This is a genomic window from Pseudomonas sp. BS3782 TE3695, assembly GCF_050435305.1.
Taxonomy (GTDB): domain Bacteria; phylum Pseudomonadota; class Gammaproteobacteria; order Pseudomonadales; family Pseudomonadaceae; genus Aquipseudomonas.
Map to the genome: position 1 here is coordinate 19,008 of NZ_JBNDKB010000001.1, position 19,886 is coordinate 38,893.

At 60.4% G+C, this 19,886-nt stretch carries 16 protein-coding genes and 4 pseudogenes; 10 read left to right on the forward strand and 10 right to left on the reverse strand.

Features of this window, described 5'->3' with window-relative positions:
* Positions 1–203: 203 nt before the first annotated feature.
* From ABH909_RS00095 to ABH909_RS00105, 3 genes are all read left to right on the forward strand, one after another.
* Entirely contained in the window at positions 204–1,286 is a 1,083-nt protein-coding gene (locus tag ABH909_RS00095; protein ID WP_429429541.1) for a BMP family ABC transporter substrate-binding protein, read from the forward strand.
* Positions 1,287–1,438: 152 nt separating this feature from the next.
* Entirely contained in the window at positions 1,439–2,404 is a 966-nt protein-coding gene (locus ABH909_RS00100) for a 2-oxoglutarate and iron-dependent oxygenase domain-containing protein (protein WP_429429543.1), read from the forward strand.
* Positions 2,405–2,485: 81 nt separating this feature from the next.
* The gene (locus ABH909_RS00105) at positions 2,486–3,439 is read left to right on the forward strand and encodes an adenosine deaminase (RefSeq protein ID WP_429429545.1); all 954 of its coding nucleotides are present in this window, start codon (positions 2,486–2,488) and stop codon (positions 3,437–3,439) included.
* A gap of 104 nt (positions 3,440–3,543) precedes the next feature.
* On the opposite strand, the gene ABH909_RS00110 is transcribed toward ABH909_RS00105, so the two are convergent.
* The 4 genes and pseudogenes from ABH909_RS00110 to ABH909_RS00125 all read right to left on the reverse strand — a co-directional run bounded on the left by ABH909_RS00110 (position 3,544) and on the right by ABH909_RS00125 (position 7,042).
* Positions 3,544–4,116, reverse strand: coding sequence for an MFS transporter (locus ABH909_RS00110; protein ID WP_429429547.1), 573 nt, complete (start codon positions 4,114–4,116; stop codon positions 3,544–3,546).
* Positions 4,056–4,928, reverse strand: a pseudogene (locus ABH909_RS00115) (MFS transporter); the annotation flags it as partial. The pseudogene ABH909_RS00115 and the gene ABH909_RS00110, both read right to left, overlap by 61 nt.
* Before the next feature lie 133 nt (positions 4,929–5,061).
* A complete protein-coding gene (locus tag ABH909_RS00120) occupies positions 5,062–5,796 on the reverse strand; it encodes an ArsR/SmtB family transcription factor (RefSeq protein ID WP_429429549.1) in 735 nt (244 codons plus the stop codon).
* A gap of 316 nt (positions 5,797–6,112) precedes the next feature.
* Complete coding sequence (locus tag ABH909_RS00125) at positions 6,113–7,042, reverse strand: LysR family transcriptional regulator (RefSeq protein ID WP_429439690.1); 930 nt, start codon at positions 7,040–7,042, stop codon at positions 6,113–6,115.
* 117 nt (positions 7,043–7,159) lie between these two features.
* On the opposite strand from ABH909_RS00125, the gene ABH909_RS00130 reads away from it, so the two are divergent.
* Both ABH909_RS00130 and ABH909_RS00135 read left to right on the forward strand, forming a co-directional pair.
* Positions 7,160–8,173, forward strand: a complete 1,014-nt coding sequence (locus tag ABH909_RS00130; RefSeq protein WP_429429551.1) for a zinc-binding alcohol dehydrogenase family protein — start codon at positions 7,160–7,162, stop codon at positions 8,171–8,173.
* A 285-nt stretch (positions 8,174–8,458) separates the two neighbouring features.
* Positions 8,459–8,629 (forward strand): hypothetical protein, encoded by a 171-nt coding sequence (locus ABH909_RS00135; RefSeq protein WP_168185126.1) that lies wholly within the window; start codon positions 8,459–8,461, stop codon positions 8,627–8,629.
* Between the two features lie 8 nt (positions 8,630–8,637).
* Here ABH909_RS00135 and ABH909_RS00140 read toward each other — a convergent pair whose 3' ends face one another.
* A complete protein-coding gene (locus tag ABH909_RS00140; protein WP_429429553.1) occupies positions 8,638–9,834 on the reverse strand; it encodes a multidrug effflux MFS transporter in 1,197 nt (398 codons plus the stop codon).
* A gap of 106 nt (positions 9,835–9,940) precedes the next feature.
* Positions 9,941–10,138: a heavy-metal-associated domain-containing protein gene (locus ABH909_RS00145; RefSeq protein ID WP_429429555.1), complete on the reverse strand. Its 198-nt coding sequence runs from the start codon at positions 10,136–10,138 to the stop codon at positions 9,941–9,943.
* A gap of 161 nt (positions 10,139–10,299) precedes the next feature.
* Between ABH909_RS00145 and ABH909_RS00150 the strand changes: the two genes are divergently transcribed.
* The 3 genes from ABH909_RS00150 to cueR all read left to right on the forward strand — a co-directional run bounded on the left by ABH909_RS00150 (position 10,300) and on the right by cueR (position 13,657).
* Positions 10,300–10,683, forward strand: coding sequence for a hypothetical protein (locus ABH909_RS00150; RefSeq protein WP_429429557.1), 384 nt, complete (start codon positions 10,300–10,302; stop codon positions 10,681–10,683).
* A gap of 170 nt (positions 10,684–10,853) precedes the next feature.
* On the forward strand, positions 10,854–13,247 hold the full coding sequence (locus ABH909_RS00155) for a heavy metal translocating P-type ATPase (protein WP_429429559.1): 2,394 nt from the start codon (positions 10,854–10,856) through the stop codon (positions 13,245–13,247).
* A complete protein-coding gene (gene cueR, locus ABH909_RS00160) occupies positions 13,244–13,657 on the forward strand; it encodes a Cu(I)-responsive transcriptional regulator (protein ID WP_007907120.1) in 414 nt (137 codons plus the stop codon). Before ABH909_RS00155 ends, cueR begins: the two co-directional genes overlap by 4 nt.
* Here cueR and ABH909_RS00165 read toward each other — a convergent pair.
* Both ABH909_RS00165 and ABH909_RS00170 read right to left on the reverse strand, forming a co-directional pair.
* A pseudogene (locus tag ABH909_RS00165) lies at positions 13,611–13,832 on the reverse strand (MFS transporter); the annotation flags it as partial. The gene cueR and the pseudogene ABH909_RS00165 overlap by 47 nt on opposite strands.
* A gap of 822 nt (positions 13,833–14,654) precedes the next feature.
* Complete coding sequence (locus ABH909_RS00170; RefSeq protein ID WP_429429562.1) at positions 14,655–15,548, reverse strand: PA4780 family RIO1-like protein kinase; 894 nt, start codon at positions 15,546–15,548, stop codon at positions 14,655–14,657.
* 446 nt (positions 15,549–15,994) lie between these two features.
* Here ABH909_RS00170 and ABH909_RS00175 point away from each other — a divergent pair.
* Positions 15,995–17,083 (forward strand): annotated as a pseudogene (locus ABH909_RS00175) (HAMP domain-containing protein); the annotation flags it as partial.
* A gap of 129 nt (positions 17,084–17,212) precedes the next feature.
* The gene (locus ABH909_RS00180; protein WP_429439693.1) at positions 17,213–17,941 is read left to right on the forward strand and encodes a methyl-accepting chemotaxis protein; all 729 of its coding nucleotides are present in this window, start codon (positions 17,213–17,215) and stop codon (positions 17,939–17,941) included.
* A gap of 164 nt (positions 17,942–18,105) precedes the next feature.
* Here ABH909_RS00180 and ABH909_RS00185 read toward each other — a convergent pair.
* Together ABH909_RS00185 and ABH909_RS00190 are read right to left on the reverse strand one after the other, a co-directional pair.
* Positions 18,106–18,264, reverse strand: a pseudogene (locus tag ABH909_RS00185) (helix-turn-helix domain-containing protein); the annotation flags it as partial.
* A gap of 85 nt (positions 18,265–18,349) precedes the next feature.
* Positions 18,350–19,627, reverse strand: coding sequence for an acetyl-CoA C-acetyltransferase (locus tag ABH909_RS00190; RefSeq protein WP_429429564.1), 1,278 nt, complete (start codon positions 19,625–19,627; stop codon positions 18,350–18,352).
* Positions 19,628–19,886 lie beyond the last annotated feature (259 nt).

Sequence of the window (19,886 nt, forward strand, 5' to 3'; positions counted from 1 at the left end):
GGATTCGAGACGGTGCACCGGGATGGTTCTGTGGTGGTCGTCAGGGACTCTTCGCGGGCAAGCCTCGCTCCTACGGGATTTGCGCAGGTCTTGTGCGGGCTTGCCCGCGATGGCCGTTACGCGATTTCGATCCATTTGTTGTCCTGTTGGTCAGCAATTTGCATTGCCCTCCTCCATCTCACAACAAAATGGAGTTCCCGTTCATGCGTATACGTCCGTTGAAGCAGCTGATCTGCGCTGTCGCCGCAGCCATCGGTCTGAGCGCCAGCCTGAGCGCCAGTGCCGCCGATCCGCTGAAAGTCGGCTTCGTCTATATCGGCCCGATCGGTGACCACGGCTGGACGTATCAGCATGAACAGGGACGCAAGATGCTGGCAGAAAAATTCGGCGACCAAATCACCACCCACTACGTGGAGAACGTCGCCGAAGGCGCCGATGCCGAACGGGTGATCCGCAACATGGCCAAGGACAAGTACGACCTGATTTTCACCACATCCTTTGGCTACATGAACCCGACCCTGAAAGTCGCCAGGCAATTTCCCAAAGTGACCTTCGAACATGCCACCGGCTACAAGCAGGACAAGAATCTCGGCACTTACCTCGCACGCACTTATGAAGGCCGCTACGTCGGCGGATTCCTCGCGGCGAAGATGACCAAGACCAAAAAAGTCGGCTACGTCGCCTCGTTCCCGATTCCGGAAGTGATCCGCGACATCAATGCCATTCAACTGGCCCTGAACAAGTACAACCCGGGCACCGAGATCAAAGTGGTGTGGGTCAATTCCTGGTTCGATCCGGGCAAGGAAGCCGACGCCGCCAATGCGCTGATCGATCAGGGCGTGGACGTGGTGTTCCAGCACACCGACAGCCCGGCACCGATCCAGGCGGCCGAACGGCGTGGTGTCTATGCCGTCGGTTATGCATCGGATATGGCGCATTTCGGGCCGAAAGCGGTGCTGACGTCTATCGTCAACGACTGGGGCCCGCACTACATTCAGGCGACTCAGAGCGTGCTCGGCCACACGTGGAAATCCCAGGATTACTGGGGCGGCCTGAAGGAAGGCACGGTTGAGCTGCCGATCAGCGACCTGGTGCCGGCTGCCGTGAAAACCGAAGCCGAGCAGATCATTGCCGACATCAAGAGCGGGACCTTGCAGCCATTTACCGGGCCAATCAAGGACCAGGCCGGCGTGGAGAAAATCCCGGCGGGCGCGACGGCAACCAATGCGCAACTGGCGTCGATGAACTACTACGTCGAAGGCATGAAGGCCGAGATGCCGAAGTAATTCCGGCGCGAACACAAAACCCTGTGGGAGCGGGCTTGCTCGCGAAGGCGGTGTGTCATGCGATATTGATGTCGACTGACACACTGCCTTCGCGAGCAAGCCCGCTCCCACAATGGATCTTCGGTACTCTTCAGCCAGTGTAGGACAGCAACATGAACCAACTCCCGATCATCGACATCGCCCCGCTCTACAACGCTGATCAAAACGCCTGGCAATCGGTCGCCACACAAATCGACCATGCCTGCCGCGAATGGGGCTTTTTCTATATCAAGGGCCACCCGATTGCCCCGTCGCGTATCGATGCCGTGCTCGAGCATGCCCAACGCTTCTTCTCCCAGCCCACTGCCGAAAAACTCAAGATCGACATCACCCAGACCCGCCACCACCGGGGCTATGGCGCTATTGCCACCGAGCAACTCGACCCGAGCAAACCCAGCGATCTGAAAGAAACCTTCGACATGGGCCTGCACCTGCCGGCGGATCATCCCGAGGTGATTGCAGAAAAACCTTTGCGCGGGCCTAACCGTCATCCGTCGTTGCCCGGCTGGGAGTCGCTGATGGAGCAGCACTACGTCGACATGCAGGCGCTCGCCCAAACCCTGTTGCGGGCCATGACCCTGGCGCTGGGCATCGAGCGCGATTTCTTCGATACCCGCTTCAAAGAACCGGTCAGCGTGCTGCGGATGATTCATTACCCGCCGCGCCATACTGCCAGCACCGAAGATCAGCAAGGTGCCGGCGCTCACACCGATTATGGCTGCATCACCCTGCTCTATCAGGATGCCGCTGGCGGTCTGCAAGTTCGCAATGTGCGGGGCGAATGGATCGATGCGCCGCCGATCGAAGGCACGTTCGTGGTCAACCTCGGCGACATGATGGCGCGCTGGAGCAACGACCGTTACCTGTCGACGCCGCATCGAGTGATCAGCCCGTTGGGAGTGGATCGTTACTCGATGCCGTTCTTTGCCGAACCGCACCCCGACACGCCTATCGAATGCCTGTCCGGCTGCCAGGATGAACGCCATCCGGCAAAGTATCCGGCCACCACCTGCGCCGAATTCCTGTTGTCGCGTTTCGCCGATACCTACGCTTATCGACGGCAACAGAAAGCCGTGTAATGAACCGGCTGGTCAGGTTTTGCTCATTGTTTCTGCGGGCATCTGTAGAATGCCCTCATTGCACCTGATGAGATTTCAAAAATGTACGACTGGCTGAACGCTCTGCCCAAGGCAGAATTGCACTTGCACCTGGAAGGTTCGCTGGAGCCTGAGCTGCTGTTCGCCCTGGCCGAACGCAACAAGATCACCCTGCCGTGGAGCGACGTTGAAACGCTGCGCAAGGCTTACGCCTTCAATAACCTGCAAGAATTTCTCGACCTGTATTACCAGGGCGCTGACGTGTTGCGCACCTCTCAGGATTTCTACGACCTGACCTGGGCCTACCTGTTGCGCTGCAAGGCGCAGAACGTGATTCACACCGAACCGTTCTTCGACCCGCAAACCCATACCGACCGTGGCATCCCGTTCGAAGTCGTGCTCAACGGCATCGCCGCCGCACTGAAGGATGGCGAGCAGCAACTGGGCATCACCAGCGGTTTGATCCTCAGTTTCCTGCGTCACTTGAGCGAAGACGAAGCGCAGAAAACCCTCGACCAGGCGCTGCCGTTCCGCGATGCGTTTGTCGCCGTGGGCCTGGACAGTTCGGAGATGGGCCACCCACCGAGCAAGTTCCAGCGGGTATTCGATCGTGCACGCAGCGAAGGCTTTCTGACCGTGGCGCATGCCGGTGAAGAGGGCCCGCCCGAGTACATCTGGGAAGCCCTCGACCTGCTGAAAATCCAGCGGATCGACCATGGTGTGCGCGCCATCGAAGATGAACGCTTGATGCAGCGGATCATCGATGAGCAGATCCCGCTGACCGTGTGCCCGTTGTCGAACACCAAACTCTGCGTGTTCGATCACATGTCCCAGCACAACATCCTCGACATGCTCGAGCGCGGTGTGAAAGTCACGGTGAACTCCGATGACCCGGCGTATTTCGGCGGGTATGTCACCGAGAACTTCCACGCGCTGTACACCGATCTGGGCATGACCCAGGATCAGGCCAAGCGCCTGGCGCAGAACAGCCTGGATGCCAGATTGGTCAAACCTTAAAGTCAAAAGATCGCAGCCTTCGGCAGCTCCTACAGGTGTACACATAACCCTGTAGGAGCTGCCGAAGGCTGCGATCTTTTTTGCTCGTAAAAAGTTACCGGTGATTACCTGACGATCACCGGCTCACTCAACTCTTCCAACGTCTTGCCCCGGGTCTCCATCCCGAATATCCACACCACCCCCGCCGCAATCGCAAAACACATTGCCCCCAGCGCAAACACCCCGCCCTGCCCGGTCATCGGGAACACCAGCCCGGTCACCAACGGCCCGAGCAACGACCCAACGCGGCCGATGGCTGATGCGAACCCCGAGCCCGTGGCGCGTGCAGACGTCGGGTACAACTCAGGGGTGTAGGTGTAGAGCACCGCCCACATGCCGAACAGGAAAAACTGCATCAGCAGCCCCGAGGTAATCAACAGACTGACGTTGCCGCCGAACACTGCACTCTGACCATAAAGAAACGCCATGACGCCGCCGCCGAGCAATGTCACGACGCATACCGGTTTACGCCCCCAACGCTCCACCAGCCAGGCGGCCATGAGGAAACCGGGAATTTTCCGCCAAGGGAAATCAGCACCGTGTAATACACCGACTGAGTCACGGCGAAACCCGATTGTTGCAACAGCGCACTGAGCCAGGACGTCAGGCCGTAGAAACCCAGCAAGGCGAAGAACCACACGCTCCAGATCATCATCGTGCGCTGGCGATACAGCGGCGACCAGATTTCCCCTAGCGCAGAGAAGAACGTGCCCGGTTGACTCGCCACCCGGGGCAGACGAATCGGTTCAGGCAAATCCGCACGGCCCAATGAAGCCCGGACCCGATCTTCGATGCCGAGCAAGACCTTGTCCGCCGCGTCATGATGTCCGGCCTGCTCCAGCCAGCGCGGTGACTCGGGAATGAAAAAACGAATCGCCAGGACGAACACCGCCGGCACCGCCAACACCAGAAAGATGTCGCGCCAGCCAATCACCGGCAACAGGAAGTACGACAGCACCCCGGCCGCCACGAAGCCGAGCGGCCAAAAACCATCCATCAAGGCAATGTAACGCCCACGTCGCTTTGCCGGAATCAGCTCCGACAGCATCGACTGCGCAATCGGGAACTCCATGCCCATGCCGATCCCCAGCAGGATTCGGAACAGCGTCAGCGTTTCAACGTTCTGCGCCGTGGAGCACAGGTAGCTGGCGATGCCCCATAGCACAATGCTCCACTGGAACACTGGTTTGCGCCCGAAGCGGTCGGCCAGCATGCCCGACAGCGATGCGCCCAGGACCATGCCGAAAAAACTCGAACTGGCCAGCAACCCGGCCTGCGCCGTGCTCAGGCCAAACTCGGCTTTGATCGAGCCGAGCAGAAAAGTCATCATCGCCAGGTCCATGGAGTCGAAGAAAAACGCCAGGGCAATGATGATGAAAATGAGGCGGTGATAACCGCTGATGGGCAGCCGCTCCAATCGTTCTGCCGCGCTGAAGCTTCGTGTGTCCATGCCACATTCCCCCAATCCTGAAAGTCCCCGGATCGAGTGTGCGCGATAGCGGCTGGGGATTATTGCTGAATGCGACCTGTCCACAGCTCTGAACGACGCCTGAAACAAATCCGGACGTCGCACCTCAATGACTCTAAAGCGACACTTCCAGCTCGCTTTCCTTGGCGAAGCGATGGATTTCCCGCTGCCCCGCCGGGGTGATTTGCAACGCTCGCGAATCGTTGGGCAGGCTCAACCAGCCCGATTGCATGAACAGCTGCAACAACGCCGCGCCCAATGAACCGCCCATATGCGGGCGTCTTTCGCTCCAGTCCGGGCAAGCGCAGGCGACTCTGCTGTTGCGATGAGCCAACGCCTGGATGAACACACCGCGCGTGGCCAATTGTGTGGAGCCCTTGTGAGTGATCATGACCCGCTGATCGAATTGCTCGATCCAGCCCGCATCCAGCAGACGCTGGTAAAGGTCGGCGGCCAGGGTGCCGCCCAGATGGTTGTCGCAGAGCCTGGCTCGCAGCAATGACGAAGGCGCCGCCTGAGGTTTGACGATAGGGCTCGTGCGTTTGAAAACCTCTGGAATGTTCCCAGGCGTACTGGCCAGTGTCGCGCTGGCCAGGGCCTCTATCGCGGCGCCGACTTCGGGCGCGGCAAGCCGGAAAAACCGTTTGCGGCCACGGGTTTCAACTTTCAACAGACCTCCGGCGGACAAACGCCCTAAATGCGCACTGGCTGAAGACGGCGACAGGCCGGCCAGCAACGCCAACTCTTCGGTTTGCCGCGCCGAGCCGTCCATCAAGGCCCACATCATCGCGCTGCGCTTGGGGTCAGCCAGCAATGTGGCGATCTGGCTGATGCAAGGTGCATATTCCATGTATTCACTCCCTGTTGAATCGTTTCGTCTACTGCTCAGAGACATCTTGACCAGTAATGTGTCGTCGGCCAAGACGCGAAAACCGCCATGGACCGGGCAAAGCCACCCACTCACCCAAGCCATTGCTTCGTGGGTGCAACGAAGGTCTGGTGATGACCATCGGGTATGACCGAATCGAACCTGAGCTCGCCATTGCGAGGTCGACGGTGCGTACATGAGGCGGGCGCTAGTATAAGCGGGTTAACCGCCGCTTCCTGCCCTCGGGGATCCATGGATGGTGATAGTTCCTGAGAGAAATTTCGCTATTTGCCTGCGACTAATGATCGACATCCGATTTCGTCGGAAATTGACTGCTTATGCGAGCGCATCGGCTGGCAAGCATTTCCCGCAAAAGGTTCACCGGCTTACTCAATTGTGCGCGATGGGCGCACAGCAAATTCAGCGGTGCGCGCTCACAGAGCAGCTCCGGCATCAGCACTTTCAGCCGACCGGCCAACACATCGGCGGCGACATCGAGCCAGGACTTATACGCAATCCCCGCCCCCGCGATGGCCCACAGACGCACAACATCGGCGTCGTCGCTGAAGCGATCGCCACTGACCGTCAGGCTCATTTCGCGTTTGCCATCGTGGAAACTCCAGTGATCGTGAACCCGACTACCGAGCATGAATAACAGGCAATTGTGCTGAGCCAATTGCTCCAGATACCGAGGTTCGCCATGCAGGGCCAGGTAACTCGGCGCCGCGCAGAGCACGCGACGATTCTGCGGGGCGATGGGCAACGCCACCAGGCTTGAGTCTTCCGGCTCGCCATACCGCAGGGCAATGTCCACCGGTTGGCGGAACAGGTCGGCGATGCGGTCGCCCAGCAACAACCGGACCGTGAGCTTCGGATGCTCGCGCTGAAACTCGTCGAGCCATGGCAATAGCAGGTTGCGACCGAAATCCGAAGGCGCCGACAGCTGCAAAATTCCACTGACCTGATCCTGCCCGCTGGCCAGCAAGCGGCGGCCTTCATCGAGATTACTCAAGGCTGCCCGGGCATATTCCAGAAAGCCCTCGCCTTCCGCGGTCAGGCGCAGACTGCGGGTGGAACGGGCGAGCAAGCGGGCACCGAGTTGCTGTTCGATGCGCTTCAACGCCGCACTGGCCACCGCCGCCGACATGTCCATTACCCGCGCCGCCGCCGACAGACTGCCCAGATCTGCAGCCCGAACGAACAACTGCAAGTCATCGAAACGCAACATCATCAGCCTCGATTATCAAAAAAATATTGAAAGAGACTGCTCTTTTAGCGGGTTTTATCTTGCCGGGAAATAACCAATCATCTGCCCCATCGAAATTATTCCCGCTCAGGAACCCACATGAAAGCCATCGCCTACTACGACTCCCTGCCCATCAGCGACGAAAAATCCCTGCAAGACATCGAACTGCCAGAACCGGTCGCCGGCCCGCGCGACCTGTTGGTGGAGGTCAAAGCCATCTCGGTCAACCCGGTGGATACCAAGGTTCGCCAGAACGTCCAGCCGGAAGGTGGCGCGGCAAAGGTGCTGGGCTGGGACGTGGCCGGTGTGGTCAAGGCAGTCGGCAGCGAAGTGACCTTGTTCAAGGCTGGCGACAAGGTGTTCTACGCCGGCTCCATCGCCCGTGCCGGCGGCAATAGCGAGTTGCATGTGGTGGATGAGCGAATCGTCGGCCATATGCCGAAAACCCTCGATTTCGCCGAAGCGGCCGCCCTGCCGCTGACCGCCATTACTGCGTGGGAATTGCTGTTCGAACGCCTGCAAATGCGCGAAGGCAAAACCGATGAGGGCCAGAGCCTGCTGATCGTCGGTGCCGCTGGCGGCGTGGGTTCGATCCTCACGCAATTGGCCAGCCGGCTCACCGCGCTGAAGGTCATCGGCACCGCTTCCCGGCCACAAACCCAGAGCTGGGTACGTGACCTGGGCGCCGACCATGTGATCGATCACAGCCAGCCGCTGAGCGAAGAACTCAAACGTGCCGGGTTCGAGCAGGTGACTCATGTCGCCAGCCTGACCCAGACCGATCAACATCTGGATCAATTGGTGGAGGCGTTGGCGCCGCAAGGCAAGCTGGCGCTGATCGATGATCCGAAGTCGCTGGACGTGACCAAGCTCAAGCGCAAGAGCCTGTCGTTGCACTGGGAGTTCATGTATACCCGCTCGCTGTTCCAAACCGCAGACATGATCGAGCAACACAACCTGCTCAACCGCATCGCTGGGCTGATCGATGCGGGCACGCTGAAAACCACGGTCGGCGAGCACTTCGGGACCATCAACGCGGCCAACCTGCGACGCGCCCATGCTCTGCTGGAGAGCGGCAAGTCCAAAGGCAAAATTGTGCTTGAAGGGTTCTGATCGCGCCTTTGTAGGAGCTGCCGAAGGCTGCGATCTTTTGATCTTGTGTTTTAAAAGCAAAATCAAAAGATCGCAGCCTTCGGCAGCTCCTACGTGGATCGGCGTACATCCCGGATGTTTCGGTCTGGTAGGAGCCGATGATTTTTTGCCGTCAGTCAGAGAATTGACCGTTGTCACAATTGCGATCGTATTCGGGTCTACAATCGAAACCGCTGCGAATAATCGTTTGTGTGATGTCTTTTAAGACGTCTTTTACCAGACGTCTTTTACCAGAGGAGCTCAGCAATGAAGATCCTGATACAAGAAGTGGCAAAATCCCGCTGGCAGGTCCGCCTGGATCAACACGCTGTGACGTTCCGCAGTGAAGCCGAAGCGCTGGCCTTCACTAAAACCCTTGAAGCGCGCTTGCACGCGCCCCATCAGATTCCCGACCGTCAGCATCGCGCGGCTGGCTGAGTCCGTCATCAAACCTGGGCTTGCGTCAGCGCCCGGGCATTTTGCAAATGTCGAGTGAGCATCGCCGCGCTCACTACCAGAATCCCGCACAGGCTGATGACCATGGCCATCGGCATGGCGCTGCCATCATGTAAAACCCCCACTAATGCTGCGGCCCCGGCGGCAACGCTGAACTGCAGGCAACCGAGCATCGCCGAGGCACTGCCCGCCCGCGCCCCCTGACCGTTCATGGCGCAGGCCGAGGCGTTGGGCACGATGCAACCCAGGCTAGCGATGCAGAGGAAAAGCGGAATCAGCAACGGCCACAACTGCGCGGTGTGCAACGCGCTGACCGCCAACAGGGCCAGACCGCCCGCCAGATAAAGCCAGACGGTACGCGCCAGCAAAAAGGCCGGGCCGCGCTTGGCCAGCATCCGAGCATTGACCTGGGCCACCAGAATGAAACCCGCCGCGTTGATGCCGAACAGCCAGCCGAAATGCTCGGCCGGCACGCCATAGAGTTTGATGAAGACGAACGGTGAACCGGCGATGTAGGCAAACATCCCGGCGATGGCGATGCCACCGGTCAGAGCATGGCCGAGGAAAATCGGGTCCGCCAATAACCGAGCGTACTGACGCAGCGCGCCCGACAACGGTTGGCGCGGCACATGGGCCGGCAGACTTTCCGGCAGCCCCAGGGCCACTGCCAAGCCTGCCAGCGCACTGAAACCGGTCAGCACCAGAAAGATCGATTGCCAGCCCGTCGTATTGACCAGCAACCCGCCCAGCATCGGCGCAAGAATCGGCGCCAGGCCCATCACCAGCATCAACTGCGAAAAGACCTTCGCCGAACCCACCGCATCGCATTTATCGCTGACCACCGCCCGCGAAATCACCATGCCCGCGCAACCGCCCAGCGCCTGGACGAAACGTGCACCGATCAGCCACTCCAGCGTCGGCGCATAAGCACAGGCCAATGAAGCGACGGTGAACAAGCCGACACCTGTCAGTAAGGGAATCCGTCGCCCAAAGCGATCAGCCACCGGGCCATACGCCAGTTGGCCGATGGACAGGCCGAAAAAATAGGCCGCCAGGGTCAGTTGAACGTGTTTTTCGTCGGTACCGAAAGCGAGCGCCATCGCCGGGAAGGCCGGCAGATAGAAATCGATCGCCAGCGGACCGAAAGCGCTCAAGGCGCCGAGAATCAGGATTGCGCGGAAGTTCATCAGGCGTCCAGGTTAGGCATGCAGGTTGGCCATGGATCGGCAGGCCGACAGTCTAGCCTTGCGTGGACGCCTTGAACATTCCGTTAGGTCGCTAACTATTAAAAAGTTAGATTTGTTTTACCCCGTAACCCTCTTCGCTGATCGCGGCGATCACCTGATCGGCCGTCAGCGCACTTTCCACGCCGACTTCTTTTGCCGCCAGATCAACGCGCACGCTGGCCGCGGGATCCTTGGCTTGCAGCGCCTGGGTGATGGCCTTGACGCAATGACCGCAGGACATGCCTTCAACATTAAACACTTGCATGGGACAACTCCTTGAATGAAGCCCTTTAATGAGGGTTGAGGTCAGTCTCGAGCTTGTCACCATGGCAAGGTCAAGTTCTCAAGCAAGCTGCCGGGCTGGCAATCGGCGTCGTGCTCGGCCAAGCTGCGTCCATCTATGACTCGACATCAGGAGATTCAGCCATGCGCTGGTCAGCTTTCAGCCTGTTTGGCTTCCTCAGCCTATTTGCCGCGACACCTTCGGTCCAAGCCGCCGGGGAGGACTACGGCGTGCTGATCATTTCCCGCGAGCGCCTGGAAGTGTCGACTTCCTGCGAGATCGGCGTGTACATCCACGATCAGCTATCGGCGCGACTGTTCCAGGAACAGAGCACCTCGTTCAACCTGGCGCCGGGCAATGTGTCCCTGCGCCTCAAACTGCTGCCAGGCCAGGCGCCGGGTTGCAACCCGGGCATGCTCGCGCCGGGTTCGCAGAACATCACGCTCAAGGCCGGGGATGTGTTGAAGTTCCGGATTGCGATGACGCAGGAAGGGATGTACCTCAAGCCTGCGGCCCTCGAATATTGAGTCGTCCGTAAAAAGATCGCAGCCTGCGGGAGCTCCTACGGGATCGGGCTAACACGCGGTCAATGTAGGAGCTGCCGCAGGCTGCGATCTTTTGATCTGAGACATGGCGCTTGACCTTGCCCGCATGGCAAGGTTGATCCTGTAGGCAATTTCTACAGGGAGCGTGACCGATGTCCGAATCCACCACCTTCGATCTGCCGATTGCCGGCATGACCTGCGCCAGTTGCGCGGGACGTGTTGAGCGTGCCTTGAGCAAAGTCATCGGCGCCACGGCCGTCAGCGTCAACCTGGCCACCGAACAGGCCCGGGTTCAAGCGCCCCGTGACAGCCTGCCGGCCTTGGTGGACGCGGTGCAGCAGGCCGGTTACAGCGTGCCGCAGCAAACCCTGGAATTGAGCATCGACGGCATGACCTGCGCGTCCTGTATCGGCCGCGTCGAACGGGCGCTGGCCAAGGTGCCGGGCGTGAAGAGTGTCAGCGTTAACCTGGCCAACGAACGTGCGCACCTCGAACTGCTCGGCCTGGTCGATCCGCAAACCCTGATCGACGCCGTGACCAAGGCCGGTTACTCCGCCAGCGTCTGGGAAGTCGAACACCCGCAAGCCGACGTCCAACAGCAACGCCTGCATCGCGAACGCTGGGCCTTGCTGGCGGCCATCGCCCTCGCTTTGCCGCTGGTGCTGCCGATGGTGCTGCAACCTTTCGGTGTGCACTGGATGCTCCCGGCGTGGGTGCAGTTTGCGTTGGCCACCCCGGTGCAGTTCATCTTCGGCGCGCGTTTCTATGTCGCTGCGTGGAAAGCCGTGCGCGTCGGTGCCGGCAACATGGATTTGCTGGTCGCCTTGGGCACCAGCGCCGGCTATGGCCTAAGCGTTTACGAGTGGGCCACCGCTGCCGCTCGCATGCCGCACCTGTATTTCGAAGCCTCGGCGGTGGTGATCGCGCTGGTGCTGTTGGGCAAATACCTGGAAAGCCGCGCCAAGCGCCAGACCGCCAGCGCCATCCGCGCCCTTGAAGCCTTGCGTCCAGAGCGAGCCATTCAGGTGATCGATGGCCGCGAGCAAGACGTTGCGATCAGCGCTTTGCGCCTCAACGATCTGGTCATGGTCAAGCCCGGCGAACGCTTCCCGGTGGATGGCATCGTTGTGCAAGGCCAGAGCCACGCCGATGAAGCACTGATCAGCGGCGAGAGCCTGCCGGTGCCAAAGCAGCCGGGGGACAAAGTCACCGGCGGCGCGATCAATGGCGAAGGTCGGTTGCTGGTTCGGACTTTGGCGCTCGGCGCAGAAACCGTGCTGGCGCGGATCATCCGCCTGGTCGAAGACGCGCAGGCGGCAAAAGCGCCGATCCAGAAATTGGTGGATAAAGTCAGCCAGGTGTTCGTGCCTGTGGTTCTGCTGATCGCCCTGGCGACCCTGCTCGGTTGGTGGCTGTACGGCGCGCCACTGGAAACCGCATTGATCAACGCGGTTGCGGTACTGGTGATCGCCTGCCCTTGCGCACTGGGGCTGGCCACACCGACGGCAATCATGGCCGGCACCGGTGTGGCGGCGCGCTACGGGATTCTGATCAAGGACGCCGAAGCGTTGGAGCGTGCCCATGAAGTCAGCGCGGTGGTGTTCGACAAGACCGGCACGCTGACGTCGGGCACGCCGCGCATTGCACATCTGAGCGCCCTCGAAGGTGACGAAGCTGCCTTGCTGCAAATGGCTGGTGCGCTACAACGCGGCAGTGAACACCCGCTGGCCAAGGCGGTGCTGGATGCCTGCGCCGAGCGCGGCCTGACTGTGGCTGATGTCAGCGACAGTCAATCGCTGACCGGGCGCGGCATCGCCGGTAGTCTCGATGGTCGGCGATTGGCGTTGGGCAATCGGCGTCTGCTGGAAGAAAGTGGCCTGAGCGCTGGGCCATTGGCCGACTCCGCAACCGCCTGGGAAGCCGAAGGCCGGACCCTGTCCTGGCTGATCGCACAACGCCCTGAACCGCTAGTGCTCGGCCTGTTCGCCTTCGGTGACACGCTCAAACCCGGTGCCTTGCAAGCGGTGCAACGCTTAAGCGCACGGAACATCAGCAGCCACCTGCTGACCGGCGATAACCGTGGCAGTGCCAAAGTGGTCGCCGAGGCACTGGGCATCAGCGATGTCCACGCCGAAGTATTGCCGGCGGACAAAGCCGCCACCGTCGCGGCCCTGAAAAAAACCGGTGTGGTAGCGATGGTCGGCGACGGCATCAACGACGCACCGGCCCTTGCCGCGGCAGACATCGGCATCGCCATGGGCGGCGGCACCGACGTCGCCATGCACGCGGCAGGAATCACCCTGATGCGCGGCGATCCACGGCTGGTGCCGGCGGCGCTGGAGATCAGCCGTAAGACCTACGCGAAGATTCGCCAAAACCTGTTCTGGGCCTTCGTCTACAACCTGATTGGCCTGCCACTGGCGGCATTCGGCTTCCTCAACCCGGTGCTGGCCGGCGCGGCCATGGCGTTGTCGAGCGTCAGCGTAGTGAGCAATGCGTTACTGTTGAAAACCTGGAAACCCAAAGACCTGGAGGACAACCGATGAACATTGGCCAAGCGGCCCGCCAGAGCGGTCTGAGCGCAAAGATGATTCGCTATTACGAATCCATCGGCCTGCTCAAGGCGGCCCATCGCACCGACAGTGGCTATCGGGTCTATGGCGACGACGATCTGCACACCCTGGCATTCATCAAGCGCTCTCGGGATTTGGGTTTCTCACTGGAAGAGGTCGGCAAACTGCTGACCCTCTGGCAGGACCGTCAGCGCGCCAGTGCCGATGTGAAGGCGCTGGCCCGCCAGCACATCGACGAGCTGAACCAGAAGATTCGCGAACTCGGCCAACTGCGCGACACCCTGCAAGACCTGGTAGAACATTGCCACGGCGACCACCGCCCGGACTGCCCGATCCTCAAGGAGCTGGCGTCGGGCTGCTGCGCCGAACCCGCCCATTCCTGAGCGCCAACCCCTTCGCCACCAGCAACGTGGTGAGGGGAATGCCGTGGAACAACAACACCACTGCGCCGGGCGTCCACCACGAATAGAACGGCGCGGCGATCAACATGCCGATGCCGAACCCGGTCATTTGCAGCAGCGTCAGAACGCTGAAAATCGGCAGGCGCAGGTTGTCCGGTGAGAGTCACTGCCGGGGCTTGCTGTTTTTGGCGTACATATCCGTTTCTGCGGTCACGGCCGCTGGCGGTTTCGCTTTTACAGCGAGTCACTTTCGAAAAGCCTGCGCGGCCCGGCGGAAAGTAACCAAAGCGCTTTTTGCCCCGCCATTCGGTGCCTCGCTTAGGCTCGGCATGCCCTCACTCCGGCATTGCTCCGGGGGCCCCCTGCGCAATACCTGCGTTCGGCCTCTGGGAATGGGGCGGCAGATCCAAAGCCAAGGCCAAAAAGCAACAGCAGAGGCAGACGCCAACATCAAAAGATCGCAGCCTCGCTTCGCTCGACAGCTCCTACAGTCAGGCCGAGCGTTAGCTCGCCTGCAGCTGTTGATGTTGATGCACCGCCACCTCGTGAGGCCGAGTGGAGGTTCTGCGTAGTGGGCAACCCGGCATGGATGCCGGGTTAGCCGCGCACGGCCATGGATGGCCGATCGCGGCGGGCCCACGGAGCAGGACCGGAGCGAGGGCATGCCGAGCCTGGGCGAGGCACCGAACGACAGGGGCAAAAGCCTTGGTTACTTGGGGCTTTTCCAAGTAACCCGCCGTAAGGGCGGAACCCTAAGTGGCCATGACAGCGGCAACGGATATGTACACCGAATCGGGAAGATGTGTAGATGCCCATGCCCATCGCGGGCAAGCCACGCTCCCACAGGTCAGATGTCGATCATAGAATCCGGGGGCGACACAAAACCTGTGGGAGCGGGCTTGCCCGCGATGCAGACGACGCGGTCCCCAAAAAAGCATCTGCAAAAAACCCGGCCGAAGCCGGGTTTGGGGTCAACCGATCACTGCATCCATGGCGGAGGCGGTTCTTCGGTTTTGCTCGATGGCGCGTCGTCCGCAGCGCGGATCGCTTGCTTACGCTCTTCATCGAGACGGGCCGCCTCGATTTCGCGCATGATCCCGCCGACGTCCGCCAGCTCTTCCGGCTCGTCGAACTCGCCGGTCAACACACTGGCCGGGTGCAAGGTGCCGGCTTCGTATAACGCCCACATTTCCTTGGCGTACTTGGTGCGTTTCAACTCCGGTGCAAAGCGACCGAAGTACGACGCCATGTTGCCCACGTCACGTTCCAGCATGTTGAACGCGTGGTTGTTGCCCGCCGCATCCACTGCTTGCGGCAGGTCGATGATGACCGGGCCGGTTGGCGTCAGCAGCACGTTGAACTCGGACAGGTCACCGTGCACCAGACCGGTACACAACATCAGCACGATCTGGGAAATCAGAAACGCGTGATATTCACGCGCCTGGTCCGGCTCCAGCACCACATCGTTCAGACGCGGCGCGGCATCGCCGTACTCGTCGGCCACCAGTTCCATCAGCAGCACGCCTTCGAGGAAGTCGTACGGTTTGGGGACGCGCACACCGGCACCGGCCAAGCGGAACAACGCCGCTACCTCGGCATTCTGCCAGGCGTCTTCGGTTTCTTTCTTGCCGAACTTGGAGCCCTTGGCCATCGCTCGAGCCTGCCGGCTGTTGCGCACCTTACGGCCTTCCTGATACTCGGCCGCCTGACGAAAACTGCGTTTATTCGCCTCCTTGTAGACCTTGGCACAACGCAGCTCGTTGCCGCAGCGCACCACATAAACAGCTGCTTCTTTACCACTCATGAGTGGGCGCAGCACCTCGTCGACCAGACCGTCCTCGATCAGGGGTTCAATGCGTTTTGGAGTCTTCATCAGCTTTTATTGTGGGTCCTTTATTACCAAACACGCGAAAGTCATTCGTTATACGGCAATCCACTCATTCGCGGGAGGGGTTGCCGACCTATGAACGTTCCCATGAACCTCGAGAAGCACACAATGTGCCGGATTAATCGCGCACCACTCATTGACCGCCCGGGATCATAGCTGAGCGTGCGCCACTTGTTGACGAAGGGCTACAGGGGCATTTGCGACAGAATCTGACACGTAGCCCCTACCCTTCGCCGGATTTTTATCGACAGGCCTCAATTTCCACGTTCTTCAGCCGAAGTCATTAGAGAGAAAAGGAATTGTCCGACAATAGCCCCCGACAATGATAACGAGGGCGCACTCAGGGATCGGGGTATCTAACGTTTTCGGCTGCCAATAATCCGCGAGTCATCTGCACTGCGTGGGCCTACAAGAAAAAAACTGGAGCGCGGATGAACATCAAACAGAAGTTGACCTGGGCGTTTGCAATCATCGCCTGCTTGCCCGTGGTACTGGTCGCCACCCTCGTCGTGCTGAATTTGCGCAGCGATGCCAAGGATAATTTTGTCGACGGCAGCGGCCGCGAGATTCGTCAGGTCAGCAATGCCATGCAGTTGTTTTTTGACGGCATCAGCCAGAACGTCGATTACCTGGCCACCCAACCGCTGATCAAGCACTCCGACGACAGCCTCAAGACTTACATGAGCGCCACTGCCGAGAGCATTCCCCAAGGCGAGTCGGACAAAAAGATCTTCGCTCTCCTCCAGGACCTGGGCAATAGCCACCCGGCCTACGCCTATGCCATCCTCGGTACGGCGGCGGGCGGTTACGTGTCCTGGCCGGACGATGCGAAGCTGAACAATTACGACCCGCGCCAGCGCCCTTGGTATAAAGCCGCGCAAGCCAAACCCGGCAAGCCATTGCGTACCGAGGCCTATTACTGGGCTCAGGATGATGCGACTTACGTCAGCACCGTGCGCACCATCGATAACAAACTGGGCAGCAATGGCGGCGTGGTCAGCATCGACGTGACGCTCAAGCAGCTCACCGAAATCGTCAAACAGATCAAACTCGGCGAAAGCGGCTACCTGATGCTGGTGGAAAACACCGGCAAAGTGCTGGTCGATCCGAAGCAACCGGAACACAACTTCAAAGCCCTGACCAGTCTCGGCGACGGCTATGCGCAACTGGCCAAGGCGGGTAAAGGGCTGGTAGAAGTCGAGCTCAATGGCGAGCGCTACATGGCCAACGTCTGGCCGTCAGAACAACTGGGCTGGACCTTTATCGGCCTGATCAAGCAGACCGACGTAATGAGCTCGGCCACTCAACTGACCTGGCTGATCGCGATCATCGCGGCGTTACTGGCAGTGTTCTTCGCCATCGTCGGCGCCAGTTTCGCCAGCCTGATCGTGCGGCCGATCCGCAGCGTGGCCAGCGGTCTGGAAGGCATCGCCCAAGGTGAAGGCGACCTGACCAAGAACCTGCACATCCGTGGCAGCGATGAAACGGCGCAACTGGCCAGCTGGTTCAACCAGTTTCTGGCGGCGATTCGCAATCTGATTCAAAGCATTGGCGGCGCCGCGACCAAGATCCTCGCCACCTCTCAGAGCTCGACGCAGGTCTCCAGCAATATGGCTGAAGCCGCCGGGCGCCAGCGTGAAGCGGTGGACATGGTGTCCACGGCGTTCCACCAAATGGTCGCCACCGCCAACGAAGTCGCACGCTCTTGCAGCCAGGCCGCCGAGTCGGCCGACAGCGGCCAGCGTCAGGCGCGCGAAGGTCAGCAGCAGATCGATGCCGCAGTGAGCAGTGTCGATCGCTTGAGCCAGGAAATCGAACAGTCGGCGCAATCGATGCAACAGCTTGAGCGCGATAGCAATGACATTCAGTCGATCCTGGGGACCATTCGCTCCATTGCTGAACAGACCAACCTGCTGGCGCTGAACGCCGCCATCGAAGCGGCCCGGGCCGGTGAACAGGGTCGTGGTTTTGCGGTAGTGGCGGATGAGGTTCGCGCCCTGGCCAAACGGACGGCCGATTCCACGGCGGAAATCGACGGGCTGCTGGGCAACCTGGCCAAGCGCACCAGCCAGGTGACGCAGCAGATGCATGCGAGCCTGGAAGTCTCCCAGCAATCGGTGACCCGCATCGGCGAAGCGCGCAGCAGCTTTGGGCAAATTCGTGAATCGGTGGATGTGATTCGCGACATGAACACCCAAATCGCTACCGCGGCTGAGGAGCAGCACCAAGTGGCAGAAGACATCAATCGCCACATCAGCCAGATTCATGGCGATGCGCAGTTGGTGGCAGAACTGGCGAACTCGGCGCGGCTCGATTCTCAGAGCCTGGCGGGATTGTCGAATGAACTGGATGGGTTGGTTCGGCGGTTCAGGACCTGAAGTCGCTGATCTAACTGGTCGAAATCGATACCTGTGGCGAGGGAGCTTGCTCCCGCTCGGCTGCGAAGCAGTCGCAAACCGGCACACGCGGAATATCTAAAGCACCGCGTTGGCTGAATTGGGACCGCTTCGCGCTCCAGCGGGAGCAAGCTCCCTCGCCACAATTACTGCTTGAACAACTCCCCGGGGGTAAACCCGAACAACCCCTTGAGCGCCGCTATAAATGCCGACGTCGAGTCATACCCGCAAGACAGCGCAGCATGGGTCACGCTGTTCTCATCCTCCAGCAAACTCAGCGACGACAGCAGCCGCATGCGCTGGCGCACCGCGGAAGCTCCGGGGCAGTGGCAGGAAAAACCCCACCTCCCGCGCGGCACTGCTCAACCCCCAGTAATCAGAAATCAGCAATCAGCGCTCGATAATCGCCGTCACGCCCTGACCGCCGGCGGCGCAGATCGAGATCAATCCTCGGCCCTTGCCCGCCGCGGCTAGCAGCTTCGCCAGGTTGGCGACGATGCGCGCACCGGTGGCGGCAAACGGATGCCCGGCGGCCAGTGAGCTGCCCTTGACGTTGAGCCGGCTGCGATCGATGACGCCCAACGGTGCGTCGAGCCCGAGGCGGGTTTTGCAGAACTCCGGATCTTCCCAGGCTTTCAATGTGCACAGCACTTGCGCGGCAAACGCTTCATGGATTTCGTAGTAATCGAAGTCCTGCAAGGTCAGGCCATTGCGCGCCAGTAACCGCGGCACGGCATATGCCGGCGCCATCAACAGGCCTTCGGCCCCGTTGACGAAATCCACCGCTGCCGCCTCGCCGTCACGCCAATAGGCGAGGATCGGCAAGCCGCGCTCTTTCGCCCATTCCTCACTGCCCAGCAGCACCACCGACGCGCCATCGGTGAGTGGCGTGGAGTTGCCTGCGGTCAAGGTGCCCTTGGCGCTTTTCTCGAAGGCCGGTTTCAGTGAGGCGAGTTTTTCCAGGGTCAGGTCCGGGCGCAGGTTGTTGTCCCGGGTCAGGCCGAGGAACGGCGTCATCAAATCGTTGTGCCAGCCTTCGGCGTAGGATGCGGCCAGTTTCTGATGGCTTTGCTGGGTCAGCTGATCCTGCTCGTCACGCGGGATGCTCCAGGTTTGGGCCATCATTTCACAGTGTTCGCCCATCGACCGGCCGGTGCGCGGCTCGCCGATGCTTGGAAAGTCGGGCATCAAATGGCGGGGGCGCAGTTGCAGAAAGGTTTTCAGTTTGTCGGCGGTGCTTCGGGCGCGGTTGGCTTGCAAGAGGAGCTTGCGCAGGCTTTCGTTGACCCCGATCGGCACGTCCGAGGCGGTGTCGACGCCGCCGGCAATGCCACATTCGATCTGACCCAGGGCGATTTTATTCGCCACCAGCAACGTCGCCTCCAGCCCCGTGCCGCAGGCTTGCTGGATGTCGTAGGCCGGCGTCATCGGCGACAACCGCGAGCCCAGCACGCATTCGCGGGTCAGGCCGTAATCGCGCAAATACTTGAGCAGCGCACCAGCCGCCACTTCGCCCATGCGCACACCGTGCAGGTTATAGCGCTCGATCAGGCCTTCCAGCGCTGCGGTGAACATCGCCTGGTTACTGGCAGTGGCGTACGGCCCGTTGGACCGGGCAAAGGGAATACGGTTACCACCGATAATCGCGACGCGGCGCAGCTGAGTCATGAAAAAGCTCTCCTTCCTGATATTCAATTGTGAACACATACCCCTGTGGGAGCGGGCTTGCTCGCGAAGGGGCCGGCCCATTCAACATCTCCGTTGACTGACACACCGCTTTCGCGAGCAAGCCCGCTCCCACAGGGGGCTGCATTTGCTGAAAGTCCTGCTAAACCCAATCTCAAACTAACCTGCAATGATCAAGCGTAGGCCGTATCTCGTGGGTTGAGCGACTAATTGCCATTCATGGTCCACACTTTTAACCCCA

Excerpts from the sequence above, each read along its gene's own strand:
- cueR (WP_007907120.1), top strand. The coding sequence starts at position 13,244 with ATGAACATTGGCCAAGCGGCCCGCCAGAGCGGTCTGAGCGCAAAGATG.
- ABH909_RS00130 (WP_429429551.1), top strand. The coding sequence starts at position 7,160 with ATGAAAGCCATCGCCTACTACGACTCCCTGCCCATCAGCGACGAAAAA.
- ABH909_RS00155 (WP_429429559.1), top strand. The coding sequence starts at position 10,854 with ATGTCCGAATCCACCACCTTCGATCTGCCGATTGCCGGCATGACCTGC.
- ABH909_RS00140 (WP_429429553.1), bottom strand. The coding sequence starts at position 9,834 with ATGAACTTCCGCGCAATCCTGATTCTCGGCGCCTTGAGCGCTTTCGGT.
- ABH909_RS00145 (WP_429429555.1), bottom strand. The coding sequence starts at position 10,138 with ATGCAAGTGTTTAATGTTGAAGGCATGTCCTGCGGTCATTGCGTCAAG.
- ABH909_RS00190 (WP_429429564.1), bottom strand. The coding sequence starts at position 19,627 with ATGACTCAGCTGCGCCGCGTCGCGATTATCGGTGGTAACCGTATTCCC.
- ABH909_RS00135 (WP_168185126.1), top strand. The coding sequence starts at position 8,459 with ATGAAGATCCTGATACAAGAAGTGGCAAAATCCCGCTGGCAGGTCCGC.
- ABH909_RS00095 (WP_429429541.1), top strand. The coding sequence starts at position 204 with ATGCGTATACGTCCGTTGAAGCAGCTGATCTGCGCTGTCGCCGCAGCC.
- ABH909_RS00125 (WP_429439690.1), bottom strand. The coding sequence starts at position 7,042 with ATGTTGCGTTTCGATGACTTGCAGTTGTTCGTTCGGGCTGCAGATCTG.
- ABH909_RS00170 (WP_429429562.1), bottom strand. The coding sequence starts at position 15,548 with ATGAAGACTCCAAAACGCATTGAACCCCTGATCGAGGACGGTCTGGTC.
- ABH909_RS00105 (WP_429429545.1), top strand. The coding sequence starts at position 2,486 with ATGTACGACTGGCTGAACGCTCTGCCCAAGGCAGAATTGCACTTGCAC.
- ABH909_RS00100 (WP_429429543.1), top strand. The coding sequence starts at position 1,439 with ATGAACCAACTCCCGATCATCGACATCGCCCCGCTCTACAACGCTGAT.
- ABH909_RS00150 (WP_429429557.1), top strand. The coding sequence starts at position 10,300 with ATGCGCTGGTCAGCTTTCAGCCTGTTTGGCTTCCTCAGCCTATTTGCC.
- ABH909_RS00180 (WP_429439693.1), top strand. The coding sequence starts at position 17,213 with ATGGTGTCCACGGCGTTCCACCAAATGGTCGCCACCGCCAACGAAGTC.
- ABH909_RS00120 (WP_429429549.1), bottom strand. The coding sequence starts at position 5,796 with ATGGAATATGCACCTTGCATCAGCCAGATCGCCACATTGCTGGCTGAC.